Source organism: Bacillus sp. CPT56D-587-MTF (genome assembly GCF_058792335.1).
This window is the reverse complement of record NZ_JBYTEF010000001.1, coordinates 2,668,616-2,686,373: the sequence shown is the minus strand read 5'-3', so window position 1 is coordinate 2,686,373 and position 17,758 is coordinate 2,668,616. Positions and strand designations below refer to the sequence as shown.

21 protein-coding genes are annotated in these 17,758 nt (G+C 34.9%); 16 read left to right on the top strand and 5 right to left on the bottom strand.

The window, feature by feature from the left end:
• The first annotated feature begins 1 nt into the window (after nucleotide 1).
• From AC3WVZ_RS13785 to AC3WVZ_RS13735, 11 genes are all read left to right on the top strand, one after another.
• Nucleotides 2–709, top strand: a complete 708-nt coding sequence (locus tag AC3WVZ_RS13785; protein ID WP_074047546.1) for an ArsR/SmtB family transcription factor — start codon at nucleotides 2–4, stop codon at nucleotides 707–709.
• Between the two features lie 198 nt (nucleotides 710–907).
• Nucleotides 908–1,585: a copper homeostasis protein CutC gene (locus AC3WVZ_RS13780; RefSeq protein WP_000895121.1), complete on the top strand. Its 678-nt coding sequence runs from the start codon at nucleotides 908–910 to the stop codon at nucleotides 1,583–1,585.
• Between the two features lie 23 nt (nucleotides 1,586–1,608).
• On the top strand, nucleotides 1,609–2,160 hold the full coding sequence (lepB, locus tag AC3WVZ_RS13775) for a signal peptidase I (protein WP_000662501.1): 552 nt from the start codon (nucleotides 1,609–1,611) through the stop codon (nucleotides 2,158–2,160).
• A gap of 155 nt (nucleotides 2,161–2,315) precedes the next feature.
• Nucleotides 2,316–3,068, top strand: coding sequence for an IclR family transcriptional regulator (locus tag AC3WVZ_RS13770; protein WP_000026367.1), 753 nt, complete (start codon nucleotides 2,316–2,318; stop codon nucleotides 3,066–3,068).
• 14 nt (nucleotides 3,069–3,082) lie between these two features.
• Complete coding sequence (gene pxpB / locus AC3WVZ_RS13765; protein WP_000672280.1) at nucleotides 3,083–3,796, top strand: 5-oxoprolinase subunit PxpB; 714 nt, start codon at nucleotides 3,083–3,085, stop codon at nucleotides 3,794–3,796.
• Nucleotides 3,787–4,776 (top strand): 5-oxoprolinase subunit C family protein, encoded by a 990-nt coding sequence (locus tag AC3WVZ_RS13760; RefSeq protein ID WP_061457394.1) that lies wholly within the window; start codon nucleotides 3,787–3,789, stop codon nucleotides 4,774–4,776. The genes pxpB and AC3WVZ_RS13760 overlap by 10 nt, the downstream gene beginning before the upstream one ends.
• Nucleotides 4,777–4,794: 18 nt before the next feature.
• The gene (gene pxpA, locus AC3WVZ_RS13755; RefSeq protein ID WP_061457393.1) at nucleotides 4,795–5,556 is read left to right on the top strand and encodes a 5-oxoprolinase subunit PxpA; all 762 of its coding nucleotides are present in this window, start codon (nucleotides 4,795–4,797) and stop codon (nucleotides 5,554–5,556) included.
• A gap of 22 nt (nucleotides 5,557–5,578) precedes the next feature.
• Nucleotides 5,579–6,274: a DUF969 domain-containing protein gene (locus AC3WVZ_RS13750; RefSeq protein WP_000593392.1), complete on the top strand. Its 696-nt coding sequence runs from the start codon at nucleotides 5,579–5,581 to the stop codon at nucleotides 6,272–6,274.
• Nucleotide 6,275: 1 nt separating this feature from the next.
• Nucleotides 6,276–7,238: a DUF979 domain-containing protein gene (locus tag AC3WVZ_RS13745; protein ID WP_001021658.1), complete on the top strand. Its 963-nt coding sequence runs from the start codon at nucleotides 6,276–6,278 to the stop codon at nucleotides 7,236–7,238.
• A 16-nt stretch (nucleotides 7,239–7,254) separates the two neighbouring features.
• Nucleotides 7,255–7,902, top strand: coding sequence for a pyroglutamyl-peptidase I (pcp, locus tag AC3WVZ_RS13740; RefSeq protein ID WP_074047547.1), 648 nt, complete (start codon nucleotides 7,255–7,257; stop codon nucleotides 7,900–7,902).
• A 66-nt stretch (nucleotides 7,903–7,968) separates the two neighbouring features.
• The gene (locus tag AC3WVZ_RS13735) at nucleotides 7,969–8,706 is read left to right on the top strand and encodes an NAD-dependent protein deacylase (RefSeq protein WP_074047548.1); all 738 of its coding nucleotides are present in this window, start codon (nucleotides 7,969–7,971) and stop codon (nucleotides 8,704–8,706) included.
• A 55-nt stretch (nucleotides 8,707–8,761) separates the two neighbouring features.
• Here the strand turns inward: AC3WVZ_RS13735 and AC3WVZ_RS13730 are convergent, their stop codons facing one another.
• The gene (locus tag AC3WVZ_RS13730) at nucleotides 8,762–9,343 is read right to left on the bottom strand and encodes a hypothetical protein (protein ID WP_033695849.1); all 582 of its coding nucleotides are present in this window, start codon (nucleotides 9,341–9,343) and stop codon (nucleotides 8,762–8,764) included.
• Between the two features lie 289 nt (nucleotides 9,344–9,632).
• On the opposite strand from AC3WVZ_RS13730, the gene AC3WVZ_RS13725 reads away from it, so the two are divergent.
• Nucleotides 9,633–11,786 carry a peptidoglycan D,D-transpeptidase FtsI family protein gene (locus tag AC3WVZ_RS13725; protein WP_001249191.1) on the top strand — a complete coding sequence of 718 codons (2,154 nt, stop codon included), beginning with the start codon at nucleotides 9,633–9,635 and terminating at the stop codon, nucleotides 11,784–11,786.
• 81 nt (nucleotides 11,787–11,867) lie between these two features.
• The gene (gene lepB / locus AC3WVZ_RS13720; protein WP_086395659.1) at nucleotides 11,868–12,389 is read left to right on the top strand and encodes a signal peptidase I; all 522 of its coding nucleotides are present in this window, start codon (nucleotides 11,868–11,870) and stop codon (nucleotides 12,387–12,389) included.
• A gap of 34 nt (nucleotides 12,390–12,423) precedes the next feature.
• Here lepB (AC3WVZ_RS13720) and AC3WVZ_RS13715 read toward each other — a convergent pair whose 3' ends face one another.
• Nucleotides 12,424–13,047 (bottom strand): cephalosporin hydroxylase family protein, encoded by a 624-nt coding sequence (locus tag AC3WVZ_RS13715; protein ID WP_265736937.1) that lies wholly within the window; start codon nucleotides 13,045–13,047, stop codon nucleotides 12,424–12,426.
• 158 nt (nucleotides 13,048–13,205) lie between these two features.
• On the opposite strand from AC3WVZ_RS13715, the gene AC3WVZ_RS13710 reads away from it, so the two are divergent.
• Complete coding sequence (locus AC3WVZ_RS13710) at nucleotides 13,206–13,730, top strand: NUDIX hydrolase (protein ID WP_078404890.1); 525 nt, start codon at nucleotides 13,206–13,208, stop codon at nucleotides 13,728–13,730.
• 180 nt (nucleotides 13,731–13,910) lie between these two features.
• Here the strand turns inward: AC3WVZ_RS13710 and AC3WVZ_RS13705 are convergent, their stop codons facing one another.
• The gene (locus AC3WVZ_RS13705) at nucleotides 13,911–14,675 is read right to left on the bottom strand and encodes a methyltransferase domain-containing protein (protein WP_086395660.1); all 765 of its coding nucleotides are present in this window, start codon (nucleotides 14,673–14,675) and stop codon (nucleotides 13,911–13,913) included.
• Nucleotides 14,676–14,979: 304 nt separating this feature from the next.
• Here AC3WVZ_RS13705 and AC3WVZ_RS13700 point away from each other — a divergent pair, with 304 nt between their 5' ends.
• Entirely contained in the window at nucleotides 14,980–15,261 is a 282-nt protein-coding gene (locus AC3WVZ_RS13700; protein ID WP_000714730.1) for a hypothetical protein, read from the top strand.
• 214 nt (nucleotides 15,262–15,475) lie between these two features.
• Nucleotides 15,476–16,456, top strand: coding sequence for a hypothetical protein (locus AC3WVZ_RS13695; RefSeq protein ID WP_233936493.1), 981 nt, complete (start codon nucleotides 15,476–15,478; stop codon nucleotides 16,454–16,456).
• Nucleotides 16,457–16,565: 109 nt separating this feature from the next.
• Here AC3WVZ_RS13695 and AC3WVZ_RS13690 read toward each other — a convergent pair whose 3' ends face one another.
• On the bottom strand, nucleotides 16,566–17,336 hold the full coding sequence (locus tag AC3WVZ_RS13690; RefSeq protein ID WP_000521693.1) for a DNA alkylation repair protein: 771 nt from the start codon (nucleotides 17,334–17,336) through the stop codon (nucleotides 16,566–16,568).
• A gap of 33 nt (nucleotides 17,337–17,369) precedes the next feature.
• A complete protein-coding gene (locus AC3WVZ_RS13685) occupies nucleotides 17,370–17,675 on the bottom strand; it encodes an iron-sulfur cluster biosynthesis family protein (RefSeq protein ID WP_002026004.1) in 306 nt (101 codons plus the stop codon).
• Between the last annotated feature and the right edge of the window lie 83 nt (nucleotides 17,676–17,758).

Genomic DNA, 17,758 nt, shown 5'->3' with positions numbered 1-17,758 from the left:
TATGAATGTATATCCGAATATCTCATATATAGCTAAACTAATTGCTGAACCTACAAGAGCAATCATCTTAGATTGTCTAATGAATAATCAGGCACTACCTGCTAGTGAATTGGCTTATATGGCAAAAGTGTCACATCCAACAATTAGTTCGCATCTTTCTAAATTAGTAGAAGGGAATTTACTTACAGTTGAACAACATGGTAGACATCGTTACTATCGACTTGCTAATCAAGAAGTTGCAGAAGTGCTTGAAAAGTTAGGGACAATTGCACCAACAGTTCAAGTTCGCTCTTTAAAACAATCAAGCCAACTAAAACAAATTCGTTATGCTCGAACTTGTTATGATCATCTTGCAGGCAAACTCGGTGTAGAGATAACTGAAAAATTACTAGATAGGCAATTTATAATTTTAGAGGATGGAGAATACATTGTAACGGAACAAGGCAAGAAATGGTTTCTGAATTTTGGAATAAATGTTGATGAGGCAGATACAAAAAGGAGGGTATTTGCAAAACCTTGCCTTGATTGGAGTGAACGGTGTTACCATATTTCTGGTTGGTTAGGGTCTGCAATTGCAAAACTGCTTTTTGAACAGGGATGGATTACGAAAACGGATAAGAACCGAGCTGTCCATCTTACAAAGAAAGGTGTAAAGTTATTGGAAGATCAATTAGGCATTGATATGAAAACTGAGGAAAGAAAAGCTTGAAATTAGAAAAATCCGTCAAAATGAAGGGCTTTTTTCATTATGGTAGGAGTGTACATGAATAATAGGATGTTACCAATAATCGTTGCCAATAAAAAATCTTTCTTTTCATTCTTCTTTTTTAAGTTTTAAAGGAGAAAGCTAGGCTTCTTATTTTTACTAATGTTATAATAAGAAAAAAGCACGAAAAGAGGTCATCTCATGCTAGAGGTTATTGCAACATGTTTAGAAGATGTAAAACGAATTGAAAGTGCTGGCGGGAAGCGGATTGAATTAATTTCATCTTATACAGAAGGTGGTTTAACACCGAGTTATGCTTTTATAAAAAAAGCGGTAGAAGTGGTAAGTATACCAATTCATGTTATGATTCGTCCGCATGCGAAGTCTTTTACATATACGGAAGAAGAAATTGAAATGATGAAAGAAGATATTATAGTTGCACAGAAGTTAGGAGCAGCTGGGGTAGTATTAGGCGTATTAAACGAACGAAATGAAGTGGATGAAGAGAAATTAGCGGATTTACTATCTGTTGTAGATGGAATAAATGTAACGTACCACCGTGCGATAGATGATATAAAAAATCCAGTAGAAGCGATGAGCACTTTAAAGAAGTTTCATAAAGTGACTCACGTTTTAACTTCAGGTGGACAAGGAAATATAGTAGAGAATATTCCGGTGCTTACAGAAATGCAAAAGGTAAGTGAGGGTCAAATTCAGCTTGTAGCTGGAGCTGGCGTGACGAAAGAAAATATAAAGCGATTGCTAGATGAAACTGGAATCACGCAGGCGCATGTCGGTACAGCGGTAAGAGAAGGAAAATCATGTTTTTCTGAAATAGATCCTAATTTAGTACAAGAATTAGTTGAAATAATAAAATAAGTGCTTAAGAAAGAGGAGAAACGATGAAGGAAAATACGAAGAAAGAATTATTCTCTTGGGCTAAAACGATAGGTTTTACCCTTGTATTAATTGCTATTATTCGCGGTGTTTTATTTACACCTTCTTTAGTACAAGGTGAATCAATGATGCCCACTTTAAAAAATAACGAAAGAGTTCTCGTGAATAAGATTGGTTATAGTATAAGTGGATTAGATCGCTTTGATATTATCGTCTTCCACGGGAAAGAAGGATACGATTTAGTAAAACGAGTAATTGGTTTGCCAGGCGATACAGTTGAGTATAAAAATGATGTTTTATATGTAAACGGAAAAGCGATGGAAGAACCATATTTAAAACAGTTTAAAGAAAAAGCAGTAGGCCGTGTATTAACTCCAGACTTTACGTTAGAACAAATCACTGGGAAAACGAAAGTGCCAGAAGGCCAAGTATTTGTTTTAGGGGATAATCGTGAAGTTTCTAAGGATGGTCGCATGTTTGGCTTTATTTCAGAAGATGAAATTGTCGGAAAAGGACAAGCTGTTTTCTGGCCGTTGGAACAAGTAAGAGCGTTATAAAGTGTGGTGAAGTATGGGAGAGATATTCTTCCATACTTTTTTATTTGCTTAAAATCTATTGATTGAATTGAAAGAATATTTTATAATTTTAAATTATATGTTTGTTTCGAAAAACGGAATTTAAGTTCCGTAATTCGGAACGAAAGGGAGATAGAATGAGTATAAATAAAACGGCAGTTAAGACAATGGATATTTTGGAGTTGTTTTATGAGCATGAAGAGCTAAGTTTAACAGAGATGGTTCAGCTTACAAATATGCCGAAAACATCTGTTTATCGTTTAATTGGCTCGTTGGAAGAGATGGAGTTTTTACAAAAAAACGAAAAGGGGAAATATCGTTTAGGGGTCGTATTTTTACGGTTCGGTCAACTTGTTTCACAACGATTATCAGTAAGAAATATAGCAATTCCTTATATGAAAGAACTTAGAGATAGTTTAGGACAGGCAGTTAATTTAATAATTCAGGATGGAAATGACGCAATTTATGTTGAAAAAATGGAAGGTGTTCAGCCGGTACGCGTGTATACGGCGGTTGGAAGAAGAGCACCGCTTTATGCTGGCGCATGTCCAAGAATTTTACTATCGTATTTCTCTGAGGAAGAGAAACGGAGATACATAGAGGAAGTGGATTTAAAACAGTTTGCAGATGGAACAATCGTGGATAAGAAACAATTGTTAGAAGTGTTGCAAATGGCAAAAAAGGAAGGCTACACCATTAGTTATTCTGAGTTAGAAAATCATACAGCCGCGATAGCAGCACCCATTTTCGCGAGCGATGGAACGGTTGTAGCAGGCATTAGTATTTCGGGATTAGCAATTGAGTACAACGAAAGTAACATTTCATATTTTATTGCGAAGGTGAAAGAAACAGCGCATCGCATTTCGAAAGAACTCGGCTTTTTGGCATAGAAAGAGGGAGTAGGATGAAATTTTCTGCGTTAGGGGATCAAGCAATTATTGTTACATTTGGTGAAGAAATTAAGAGGGATATATATGAGAAAGTACAGCGGTTATTTCAAGCACTGCAGCAACATCCGTTTGCAGGAATGATAGAGTGCGTTCCGTCGTTTACTTCATTAGCTGTTTACTACAATGTATACGAAGTATGGAAGGGAAATGAGAGAAGTGAAAGGTCACATGATTACGTTCGCCAGTATATAAAGGAGCTGTGTGATTCTTATAAAGAAGAAGTAAAACAGGATGTGAAACATATTTCTATACCAGTGTGCTACGGGGGAGAATATGGACCTGATTTAGAAGAAGTCGCGCATTATCACGGTTTACAAGTAGAAGATGTGATTCGAATACATAGTGAAACTACATATTTTGTATATATGCTAGGTTTTACACCAGGGTTCCCGTATTTAGGAGGACTTTCAAAAGAATTAGAAACACCTAGAAAAGAAACACCACGGTTACAAATCTCTCCTGGTTCAGTAGGTATTGGCGGAAATCAAACAGGTATATATCCGCTTGAAACACCAGGAGGATGGAATATTATCGGCCGAACTCCTATTTCATTATTTAATCCGGAAGAAGAAATACCGACATATATTCAAAGTGGTATGTATTTACGATTTATTCCAATAACGAAGGAAGAGTACGTATCGCTTGAGGGGGCTAAAAAATGGATGTAGAGGTTTTGCATGCGGGAATGTTTACAACAGTCCAAGATTTAGGGCGATCTCATTATCAACAATACGGTGTGCCAGTTGGCGGGGTGATGGATCAAAGTACACTTCGGATGATCAATATGTTAGTTGGTAATGAAGAGAATGAAGCGGGACTCGAAATGACGATTATGGGACCTAAATTGTTAATAAAGAAAACGACTTTACTTGCGATTGGCGGAGCAGATATGGAACCGTTATTGAATGGAGAACGTATCCCCTTATGGCGTCCCATTTTAGCGGAAGAAGGTAGTATGCTTTGTTTTGGAAAAGTGAAAAGTGGTTGCAGAGCGTATGTGACCTTTGCGGGTGGAATACATATTGAGCGTACAATGGGAAGCAAAAGTACGTACATACGTGCTGCGATTGGTGGTATAGAAGGAAGAATGCTGAAAAAGGGTGACTACTTCCAAATTGGTGCACAACCAGAAATGGCGAGTCGTTTCATTCTAGACTTACAAAAAGATGCGAGAATAAAAACGAAATGGGCAATTAGCAACAGCGTACTACCAAAGTATAAGAAACATCCAAAGCTTCGTGTCATAACTGACTTTGAATACGATCAATTTACAGAAGAAAGTAGAAAGGCATTTTTTACGAAAGAGTATAAGGTATCTAATTATGCTGACCGTATGGGCTATAGGGTTGAGGGAGAAGTATTAAATAGGATTGAAGAAAAAGAGATTTTATCGAGTCCTGTTACATTTGGAACCATTCAAGTTCCTAATGGTGGACAGCCGATTATATTAATGGCAGATAGGCAAACGACAGGTGGCTATCCGAGAATGGGAAATATCATTTCAGTAGATTTACCTCTTCTTGCCCAGCTAAAGCCGGGGGACTATGTTTCTTTTGAGAAAATTACGCTTGAAGAAGCGGAACAATTGTACATAGAACAAGAAGTAAATATGAATCTATTAAAGAAATTCATCGCTTTACGAAGCTGAAATTAGGGGGAATACATTATGACTACAATCGATTTAAACTGTGATTTAGGAGAAAGTTTTGGCGCTTATAAAATGGGGAATGATGATGAAATTCTTCCGTTCGTTTCCTCTATAAACGTTGCTTGCGGTTTTCATGCGGGTGATCCGTCTATTATGCGTCAAACTGTTGAAAAAGCTTTGGAGCATAACGTAGCAGTAGGAGCGCATCCTGGATTTCCTGATTTAATTGGATTTGGTAGAAGAAACATGAATGTTTCAGCAAGTGAAGTATACGATTATGTTTTATATCAAACAGGCGCATTAGACGCATTTGTGAAAGCGGCAGGCGGGAAAATGCAGCATGTAAAGCCGCACGGTGCCTTATATAATATGGCGGCGTCTAATCCGGAAATTGCAGATGCAATTGCAAAGGCAATTTATCATATAAATCCAAGTCTATTACTTTATGGATTAGCAAATAGCGAGGCGTTTATACAGGCTGCAGAAAAATACAAAGTAACTCTCGTACAAGAGGCTTTTGCGGATCGTACATATAAGCAAGATGGTACATTAACGAGCCGTACAGAAGAAAATGCGCTTATAAAAGATGAAGACGAAGCGATAAAGCAAGTACTTCAAATGGTGAAAGAAGGCTATGTAAATTCGGTGAATGGTGAGAAAGTAGCAGTTCAGGCGCAGACGATTTGTTTACACGGTGATGGGGAAAAAGCAGTACAATTTGCAGAAAGAATATACAGAACATTCAAACTCAATGGTATTTCTATTTGTGCACCGAAATAAAAAATAGGGGGAAGTGCTAGAAATGATTAAATTAATCGGAATACTACTTGTTGCAGTGGGCTTTTTATTTAGATTAAATACACTTTTAGTAGTTATGGTTGCAGGTATTGTTACTGGTATGGTTTCAGGATTAAGTTTTTATGATGTGATCAGCATGTTCGGTAAATTTTTCATAGAGAATAGATATATGTCTATGCCAATTATATTAACTTTACCGGTAATCGGAATTTTAGAGCGTTACGGTTTAAAAGAAAGAGCCGAAGCACTTATAACGAAATCAAAAGGAGCAACAACTGGAAGAGTATTAATGTCATATTTTACGATAAGAGAATCATCAGCAGCACTAGGGCTTAATATTGGTGGGCATGCGCAAACAGTAAGGCCGCTCGTTGCACCGATGGCAGAAGGGGCCGCGCAAGGTAAATACGGTAAACTTCCTGAAAAATTAAGAGAAAAGATTAAAGCAAACGCAGCGGCTGCGGAAAATACAGCTTGGTTTTTCGGAGAAGATATTTTCATCGCAACTGGAGCTATTTTATTAATGAAAGGATTCTTCGATTCAGTAGGTATGCATGTCGGAGTATGGGATATGGCACTTTGGGGCATTCCGACAGCAATATCTGCACTTATTGTAAGCTGGATTAGATTTAGAAGGTTTGATAAATATATAGAGAAAACAATGAAGGCAGAAGGAAAAGAAGAGAAGGAGGCAATTTAATATGAACATCATCACAATGGATACAATCTATTATGTATTAGGGATAATCGTTGCTTTTATCGCTGTTCGTATCGCATTCGATCGTGAACATCCAAACAGATTCGGTTCTAGTTTATTTTGGGCATTGTTTGCAGTTACATTTTTATTTGGAAATGTAATTCCTTCGTTTTACGTTGGCTGTATCGTGCTCGCTATGGTCGTTTTAGCCTCGCTAAATAAAGTAACAAAATCAGAGGAAAAAGAAGTTCCAGTACAAGAACGTGTGAAACATGCTGAGAAATTAAAAAATAAAATTTTTATGCCTGCACTATTAATTCCTATTTTTACAATTATCGGTACGTTGACCTTAGGGAAAATTAAATGGGGAAATGTCTCTCTTGTTGATCCAGATAAAGTAACATTAGTTGCACTAGCGCTTGGTGCATTACTCGCATTTGTTGCGGCGATGCGTATTACAAAATCAAAAATAACAACACCTGTACAAGAAGGAAGCAGACTATTACAAGCTGTTGGCTGGGCTGTAATTTTACCACAAATGTTAGCAGCACTTGGCGGTATATTCGCGAAGTCTGGCGTTGGACAAGTTGTTTCAGACTTAGTCGGACAAGTGCTACCGACAGAGTATCCGTTCGTTGCCGTTATGGCGTACTGTTTAGGCATGATGCTATTTACAGTCGTAATGGGAAATGCATTCGCAGCGTTTGCTGTTATTACTGGCGGAATTGGCTTACCTTTAATAGTTCAAATGCACGGCGGAAACCCAGCAATTATGGCAGCACTCGGTATGTTTGCTGGATATTGCGGAACGCTGCTTACACCAATGGCAGCAAACTTTAATATCGTACCTGCGATGCTTTTAGAGCTAAAGGATAAAAATGCGGTTATTAAAGCGCAAGTACCAATTGCTCTTTCAATTTTTATCATAAATATGTTTATTATGTACGGCCTAGTATATCGTTTCTAATTAGGAGGATAAAACTATGAAAACAGTATTATTAACAGGGTTTGATCCGTTCGGCGGAGAAAATATCAATCCAGCTTGGGAAGTAGCAAAAGGTTTGCATGAAAAAACAATTGGAGAATACAAGATAATAAGCAAACAAGTACCAACTGTATTTCATAAATCAATAAGCGTATTAAAAGAGTATATAGAAGAACTAGAGCCGGAAATTATTATATGCATTGGACAAGCTGGGGGCAGACCAGATATTACGATAGAACGTATCGCAATTAATATTGATGATGCAAGAATCGCTGACAATGAAGGGAATCAGCCGGTAGATGTACCGGTTGTAGAAGAAGGAGCGATTGCGTATTGGTCTACACTTCCGATGAAAGCAATCGTAAAAAAACTTCGCGAAGAGGGTATACCGTCATCTGTTTCACAGACGGCAGGCACATTCGTTTGTAATCACTTATTCTATGGACTTATGCATGAACTAGAGAAACATGATAAGAAAATAAAAGGCGGATTCATTCATATTCCGTTTTTACCAGAACAAGCGAGTAATTATCCAGGGCAACCGAGTATGTCACTTTCTACTATTCGTAAGGGGATAGAATTGGCAATCGAAGTAACGACGACAGTTAAGGTAGATATTGTAGAGGTTGGGGGCGCAACGCATTAAGTAAAATGAATTGTACAACACCTCCTGTAAACAACTGGTATAATAAGAATAGGAAAATACATAGAGGTGATTTTTGTGCAACAATTTGAAGAAGTACGTTCAATTTTAGAAAAAGCGAAGAAAATTACAGTATTAACAGGCGCTGGTGCAAGTACGGAAAGTGGTATTCCAGATTTTCGTTCAGCAAATGGGTTGTATGCTGATGCGAATGTGGAGATGTATTTATCAAGAGGGTATTATAATCGAAGTCCGAAAGAGTTTTGGAAGCATTATAAAGAAATCTTTCAAATTAATACGTTCCATCAATATAAACCAAATTGTGGACATCGCTTTTTAGCTGCGCTAGAAGAACAAGGGAAAGATATTACGATTTTAACGCAAAATATTGACGGTTTACATCAATTAGGTGGCAGTAAGCATGTCATTGATTTACATGGAACACTTCAAACAGCGCATTGTCCAAAATGTAAATCAGGCTATGATTTACAGTATATGATTGATCATGAAGTACCGCGTTGTGAGAAGTGTAATTTTATTTTAAATCCAGATGTTGTTTTATACGGAGATACATTGCCGCAATATCAAAATGCGATGAAACGTTTATATGAAACAGGTGTACTTCTCGTTATGGGAACGTCATTAAAAGTACAACCTGTCGCTTCATTCCCGGAAATCGCAAAGAGGGAAGTAGGAGCAACAACTATTTTAGTAAATGAAGAGTTAACAGGACAGGAATATAACTTTGATTTTGTTTTTCAAAATAAGATTGGTGAGTTTGTTGAAGGGTTATCTTCAATGAAATAAGTTATCGAAAAAACTGAGGTATCTGCCTCAGTTTTTTATTTGAGTAATCACTGTTTTAAGCCATATGAAAACATTTTGATAACGTAGTAACAACATCTCTATAATTTATAAAAAATTGTTTCGTAGGTAAAATAGCAGAGTAAGAAGTAATATTATCTTTAGCGAATACACAATCGTCATAAAGTAAGCTAATATGTAGCTGTTGTAAAGGATTTATTTCGTTTTGCTTTAAGTATAAAACTAAGTCATTATAAAGTTGTTCACTATAATTACTTACGGAATATTCTATTGAAAGCTGACCTGCTATGCTAGTCCACCATACTTTAAAACTACATATTAATTCTTTAAATGATTCCTCATCACATAAATTAGCGTCAAAAAGCTTCTTATAAAATATATGATTCTCCTCGTGAAAAATTTGTAAATCATATCTGTCGTTAGCAGTTTGTTTACGAAGAGTCAGCCATAATTCTTTGAAATTTGTTTTAAAGTCAGTGGAGAAATGTAATGTTTTTGTTATGTAAGGAAAACGAAAATTTTCTTTTTTTCCTTTTTGATTGAGATAAATATTTTGAATGTAGATCATAAAGTTTAAACAATGTGGTGTATGAGTATGTATGATAAACGAATCTGTCATTTCCGTTCTCTCCTTAAGAAATGTCTTTTATGAATTTATTTCTTTAGTATACAAAGAAATGTAAACTAATGGTATAAAAATCAATTTGCCCCATTTTTCTTTTAGAATAATATTCATGTTATTGTGCATTAAGGGAATGGTAATAAATAGGATGTAAAAACAAAAAACTGAAAATTAAATCTTTTATTTCTTTTATAATTAATATAAAATTCTATATATATCATATAAATAAATTTGATACATAATGATTTTGCGTAGAAATGTTAATAGAATGAAGCGAGGGAGCGAAATGAGACAGAAAAAGGAGCAGAAAAAACAATCGAAAAAGAAAAAGACTCATATTCCATTTCGGTTAAATGTACTATTTTTTATTGTCTTTCTTTTATTTTCAGCTATTATAATTCAATTAGGTAAAGTACAAATCATTGATGGAGAAACGTATAGAAATGAAGTAAACAAAAAGGAAGATGTAACGGTAAGTACTCCCGTTCCTAGAGGGAAAATGTTTGATCGGCAAGGTCACGTTATTGTAAATAATAAACCATTACGAACCGTTACATATACGAAAATGAGAGGAGTAGACTCGAAAGAAGTTTTACAAGTAGCAAGAGATTTAGCTAAGCTAATTGAAATGTCGCAAGAGGACATGGATAAGTTAACAGAGACAGATAAGAAAGATTTTTGGATGCAGTTAAATGAAAAGCGGGCAGCGGCGAAAGTAACGAAAGAAGATGAGAGTAAATTTAGAAAGCAAGAAATAGAAGGAAAAGAGTTAGATAAAAAAGTAGAAGAACTGCGCCGGGAAAGAATTACACAAGAAGAACTAAATGAGCTTTCAAAGGAAGATATAGAAGTATTAGTAATTAAAAGCAAAATGAATGCGGGATATAAAATGACGCCGCAAATCGTTAAAAAAGATGTAAGTCAAAATGAATATGCTGTCGTTAGTGAAAGGTTGGCAAGCTTACCAGGGGTAGATACGACAGTAGATTGGGAACGTGAATACCCAAATGATAAAATACTGCGCTCTATACTAGGTAGCGTTTCTAATGAAAATGAAGGATTGCCAAGAGAACAATTAGATTATTATTTAGTTCGTGATTATAATCGAAACGACCGTATTGGTAAAAGTTACATTGAAAAACAATATGAAGATGCACTACATGGAACGAAGGAACAGTCTAAAAATATTATGGATAAAGCAGGGAAGATTGTTCGAACAGAAAAAGTGACTGAAGGAAAAAGTGGAAATAACTTGATGTTAACAGTCGATATGGATTTACAGAAAAGAGTAGAGGGCAGCCTTGAAAAGAATTTACGAGCCTTTCATGCTGCAGAGCCAATGATGGATCGTGCGTTCGTAGTAATGATGAATCCGAAAAACGGTCAAATTTTATCAATGGCAGGAAAGAAAATTGTAAATAAAGATGGCGGTATGCAAATAGAAGATTATGCATTAGGAACGATGACAAGTTCTTATGAGTTAGGGTCAACTGTAAAAGGGGCTACTTTATTAACTGGATATCAAACAGAAGCGATTAAGCCGTATACACATTTCTTTGATGCGCCAATGTATTTTAAAGGAAGTTCTAAGCCGAAGAAATCGTGGAAAGAATTTGGGGATATTGATGATTTAAGAGCTTTGCAAGTGTCATCGAACGTTTATATGTTTAATACGGCTTTAAAAATGGCAGGCATTAATTATGTCCCAAACAATCCATTAGACATTAAACAAGAAACATTTAATAAAATGCGCTACTATTTTAGACAATTTGGCCTAGGTGTGTCGACTGGTATTGACCTGCCAAATGAATCAATTGGTCAAGTAGGTAGAACTGATAACATACCCGGATTTTTACTTGATTACGCGATTGGACAGTATGATACATATACGCCGCTTCAGCTTGCACAATATATTTCCACAATTGCAAATGGCGGTTACCGAATGAAACCACAAATTGTACAAGAAGTTAGAGAGCAACCGAATAGACCAGAGGATGTAGGAAAAGTCGTTCGGTCGATTGAACCAGTTGTATTAAATAGAGTGGATATGGACACTTCGTACATTAATCATGTAAAAGAAGGATTTAGAAGAGTTTTTCAAGAAGCTGACGGAACAGGTACCGGAACGTTTAAAGGTCTACCATATAAACCAGCGGGAAAAACAGGAACAGCTGAGACAGTATATGGTGGAGAAAGTGATATTGGAAGAGATGAGAACAACAACCGAAAAAAATGTTATAATTTAACTCTTGCCGGTTATGCACCATATGATGCTGATCCGGAAGTAGCTTTTTCAGTTGTTGTACCATGGGTGAATGATGATAAATCAGGAATTAATTCTGCGATTGGTAAAGAGATTTTGGATGCGTATTTTGAATTAAAAACAAATAGATCAAATGCAAATTCAATTCCAGTAGAACAACCGAACAAGGCACAGTAAAAATAGTATCACTGCATGGAAATATATTGTGCAGTGATATATTTTTTGAGTTAAAAAGCGCTTTATAAGGTGGGAATGGATATGAAAAAGGAGATTAAGAGAGGCTGGGGAAAGTACATACTATTTATATTGGTGATAGTCATAGGCTACCATTCTTTTACTTTATGTAAGGTGGAAGGGGAATCGATGCAGCCGACTTTATATGAAGAAGACTACGTATTTGTAAATAAAGCGGTAGTACGTCTTTCTAATTTACAACACGGAGAAATTGTCATTATAAAAGAAGAGGATGAAGCGAAATATTATGTGAAACGTGTAATAGGGCTTCCTGGTGATGTAATTAACATAACGAACGGAAAGGTATATGTGAACGATAAAAAGCAAGAAGAACCATATACAAACAAAGATTTATTTAACAACACACAAGTGTTTTATAATTTTCAAAAGACAAAAATTCCGCCAAATAAGTTATTTGTAATGGGAGATAACCGCGAAGTAAGTAGAGATAGTCGAAATGGCTTAGGATATATTGAAGAAGATAACATAATAGGCAAGGTGGAATTTGTATATTATCCTTTTTCAAAAATGAAAATGATAGAATAAGTGGGGGATGAGCAAAACCCCACTTATTAAAGTTTCACTTTATTTTCTTTAAAAAACCTTTTGGATTAAATGATATGAAAAATTTATGTTTAGACTCGTCGATTATGAAGTTATTATTTTTAGTTAAAAACTCATCCACAGCTTCCATCGGGCCAGGACCCCAATCGGGAAGAAGCGGATTTCCATTAATGGAGGTATCTTCTACAATCATATAACTGCCAGTAGTGACGATAGATTTATATAGTAATAGTTCTTTGGAGACATGTTCTTTACTATGATCAGAATCTAAAATAACTAAAACCACATCATCAGGTTTGCGCATGCTTACAATTGTTTGGATGGCCTGCACAGAAACAGAAGATGCTGTTAAATACGTAATCCGATTATGTGATGGCCGATTTGGCTGCGGAGTTATATCGATAGTAAGTACGTGACCTTTTCCAATTAAATCTAACATAGAAGCTAAATACAGTGCACTACCACCGTGAAAAGTCCCACATTCAATAATTAAATCGGGCTTTAATTCATAAATAATTTCTTGATACAAAAAGAGATCAGAGGGTAGTTTACAGATTGGAACTCCAAACCAGTGTGTATCGTTTAACCACACGAGGCTGTTGTAATATTGGTTTAGAAATTCATTGCTTATATTATCGATTTTAAATTCTCCTTTCTAAAAAGGATTCTCTCGTTTGACGTAAAGTGTTTACGCATGAAAGTTGTACTATATATTATGTAGTAAGGAATTGTAAGGCGAGTGTTTTTACTTGAAAATAAGCCAAATAACTCATGTGGAAAATGAAAGGAAATGATCGTATGTACAAATACACAATTTGTTTTATTAGAAAAAGCGATAAAATACTGCTATTAAATAGAAATAAAAAGCCGAATATGGGGATGTGGAATGGTGTTGGAGGAAAAATAGAAGAGAATGAAACGCCATACGAAGGAATAATTAGAGAAACGTTTGAGGAAACGGGTATAGAACTTTCAAGTGTAACGTATAAAGGGACTGTTGTTTTTAAAGGTAAAGATGAGCCCCAGGCTAGTGAAGGAATGTATGTGTTCGTTGCTGATTTTCCAGATGGAATGCAAATGAATACACCATTACGTACGGCTGAAGGATTATTAGAATGGAAAGAAATTGATTGGATATTAGATGGTGATAATAGAGGTGTAGTTAGCAACTTACCAAAATACTTACCGACAGTAATAACAGAAGAAAATAAGTTAAAACATATATTCACGTACGATAACCGGAATATTATTCATTACACAACTGCATGTTTGACAGAAGATGATGCGAACAAGCGATATGAAAAACAACTCATTTCTCAATAGAAGAGGATAGTGAAAAATCACGTTTTGTTCTCATTATATATACGAAGTGATTATATGTTTCAGAAATACAATTTATTGGTCAGAATTGTAATATGTATGATATAACTTTTCTTATGGTGAAAGCGTAGAGAACATACGTAAACGGAACAAAAAAGCGGTGGCTTTGCCGCCTCCTTTTTGTTAGCTGTGAATCGCCTTAATCATAAATCGATGTTGCTTCACATCAAAATATCCTTTTTGTAAGATAATTTCATGTATACGATATAACTCCTCATAATACCTTTCGATAGTAAAATCAGGAATTTGCCACGGAATCGCTTTTAAATAGTAGACGATAGCGCCAATATCATAAAAGCGTTGGAAAGGGAATTCTTCCTTTGCTTCTAAAATAGTAAATCCAGTTTCCTCTAACTCACTACATGCTGCTTCAAGTGACCAACTTGCAAATTCGTTATTTAGCGGTGCGTTAAATTGCTCATTAAGTTCCACACAATCGAGACCACCAACTTGTTGTGTAAGGAAAATCCCATTTTGAGAAAGGATTCTTTTTACTTCAGAAGCAGCATATGATTCATGTTGGTTTAGGATTAGATTAAACTGATGACCATCTTGAAATGGCAATGCAGTATCATCGTTCACCTCTACAACAGTAACCCCTAAAGGCTCTAATTTCTTTCGAGCAATTGGCACGTTTGGAGCGTAGCCCTCAGTAGCATAAATAGTTGACGGGAACGGTTGTAACATAGATAAAAACTCTCCGCCGCCAGTTCCCATATCTAGCATTGATTTAGCGCGTTGCATAAGCTGGAAAGCAGTACTGCCGTACGACCATGATAAAGGCTCGCTCTTCATTCGGCCCGTTTCTGAAATGAAAGAAAAATCCCAACCGCTAAAATGTGTATTTGCACTTTCTAATAAAGTTAAAAATAATGGATCACGTTTCATAATTATGTCCTCCTATTTTTCAATGAATGATATGATGAGAACGGAGAACGGGAGGACCTCTCATGAAAGAGAAGCGGTTTTACGTTTCGTGTTCGAATAGATTCATATAAATTTGCTCCTTGTGAGAATAGTAATTTATATATTCGGGATAATCGAGTGGGAATCCTTTGAGGGTATAAAAGAAGGCAGTTGTTTAATGAAAAAATAAATTGAGTTATCTAATTTTATAGTGCAATTGTTCATCCATACGCATAAAAAAATTATTCTCTCCATAAAATAGTAAAATTATATTGGAGGTTGAATTATGAAAAAATTTAGTGTATTTTCAATAACATTGATGACTTTTGGAATGTTATTATTTGGATTAAATAGGATAATAGATAGCTATTCTGAGCCTATTATCCTATTAGGGTATATTTCTTTTTTAATTGGAGTGGTTCTGAGTATTATAGCGATTGCTAGACGTGAAGATGGAAGATTAAAATTCATATCACTTATCTCTTTCTTTGTTCTCCTGTTTTTCATTACTTGGTTTGAGTCGTTTCAGGTACTACGAATTATTACTTGGCTAAAAAATATCTATTAAAATTTAAATTGTTGGTAAAAATGGGAAAACTTAAATTTAGGTTTCTTTTTATTATATTCGATTATCAATATTAAAACTTATTAGAGCCATTAATAAAAGAAATAGATATATAAACCGAGTGTAAAAATATTTTAATTCTTTGAAAACATTCAGCGATTTAGTATTCTTTATATATGGAATATTTTGTTTATGCGAAAAGAGGGCAAGGTGCTATATGAAAAGAATGAAAAATGTAATGTTACTATTGTTATGTTTCTTATGTTTAAGTGGGTGTAATTATAAAGATGACGATCAGGTGAAAAAATATGTGAAAAAAAAGCACGGAATTGATGTGATTGTAACACATTGGGGTGCTATAAACGAAGGGAATATGGGGCATACATATCATACTGTTCAAGCAAAAAATAACAAAAATATTCAATTTAGAGTAGAGGTAGATGGCTTCTTATATTCAAGAATAAAAGGTGATGAATATCAATACGGAAAAAAAACATATGAGGAATATAAGAAATTTAAACCAATGCTAGAAGAAATTAAAAAATTAGGTTACGTGGAACCTGAAAATAAAAATGTTTTTCAATATATAGTGGATGATGATATAGAGGAGAAACCAACGGATACGTTATTATTAACTTTAAAAACGAGTGACAAGGTTGATTACAGTCAATTTGAATCAAAAGAATTAGATCGTTTATATGCTCTAATCCAATTCATTCAGAAGAGTAATAGAAAGATAACAACACTTGAAATTGAGGATTATAATGGTGAATCTATAGGCTTGCCTTTTCAAAATGTGCAAAAAGCTATAACGAAAGAAGAACTGCTTTTAACAATGAAAAACACAGTAAGCGGTTATTGGACATATTTGGTTCAAACTGAAACAAAAGTAGGCGTAAGGTTAAATGAAATTCAAAATGATCGTTTTGAAATTGAGGATATTACTTGTCCACACCCGAAAGACGGCAATTGTCTAGAGTATGAATTGACATTAGTTTTCAATGACAGTGAGATAAAATATAGAAATGATCCATATGTAATAGATGATTTGAGAAAGGTAGTCACTATTCTTAAAGAAGAACTATATAATAAGGAATTTAACATATATTTAAGGAACAAGGATGGAACAAGTTATTCACTCTGGCTATCATCCGAAAAAATTAAGGAAAGTAATAACATAGAAGAGCTAGTAAAATAATGATATAAAGAAGAAATTTAAAGTGCTTTTTACGTTTGTTATTTCTGTATTCAAAAGGAAAACCGCTTATACTTCATTTTTGAAGCATAAGCGGCTTTGTTTAAAATATTTAAAAACAAAAATCTTTTGGTAAATTACCATTTTTAATAACTGTTCTTAACCCATGTTTTATAATCCAAGGATTAATAGGATGCTGTTTATCACGTAATTGCTGTAACCACTGAAAAACGAGTTCTTTATCTTCTTTCGTAATATCGTTAATATGATTGGCTACAGATTTTTGAACATATTTAGAAGGGTCATTCATTAATGGTTCAAGAAGTTGTAAATTGTACTGAAAATCACCTTTTAGAGCTCCTATTTTTTTAGCCCAAGGAAGCCTTGGTCTTGTACCTTCAGAAACTAATCTCCTAATGTGGCTGTTTTCGTCATGAATCCACTGTTGTAATATGTTTAGTGTATCTTCATGGTATGTTTCAAGAAAGGGCCGAATGGCATATTCAGCAGTATTCCTTTTCGTTATTTCATACATTGCATTAAACGAGATTTTAAAATCGTTAAGCCCATATTTTTCAACGTATTTTGCAACAGGCATGTACATATATCCATTTGTAAATGTGCCTACTTCTGTTGTATTTTCTGGTCCTAATGTTTTCAGTAATATATGTATTGCGGCATTAAAATCTTTTTGTAAAGCATTGTGTAATTCATCTGCAATTACTTCAATACGCTGTTTTAACTCTAAATTTTCAACTTTACAAGCTACAGAATCTACAAAGATGCTTTTAGAGAAACAAGGATCGTGTTTACAAATAGAATCAGCTATTTTTTCTGCTAATTCTTCATTAAATAAAAATTTTAACGGAACATATTTACCCATTTTTTCACCTCGGTGGTCAAATGAAAACAATTTTTATTTTTTAATCGACAATCCATAAACCAAAGTCTCACTCGGAGTCGTAATACTAAAACCTGTCGTCTTATAATCAAGCTTCACTGTATCACCAGTGTAGTCTTTCGTAAATGAATCCATTTGTACGATAAGCTCCGCATCTTCATATACAACATCATCTGCGTTAAATGTATCCCAAATTAAATCGACATCAACGAAAATACTACAGGAGTTTGTCATTGTTCCTCTAATGCGAATGATCTTTTTGTCTTCACGTTCTAATCTATGTATAGCTGCTTTTGCTTCATCAGTAATGCGAATGTTCATTGTATCCCAACCTTTTATTTATATTTCTTCTATTATGGCAAAAACAGGAGCAATAGGGAAGGAAAGAGGTTTGCAACAAAAAA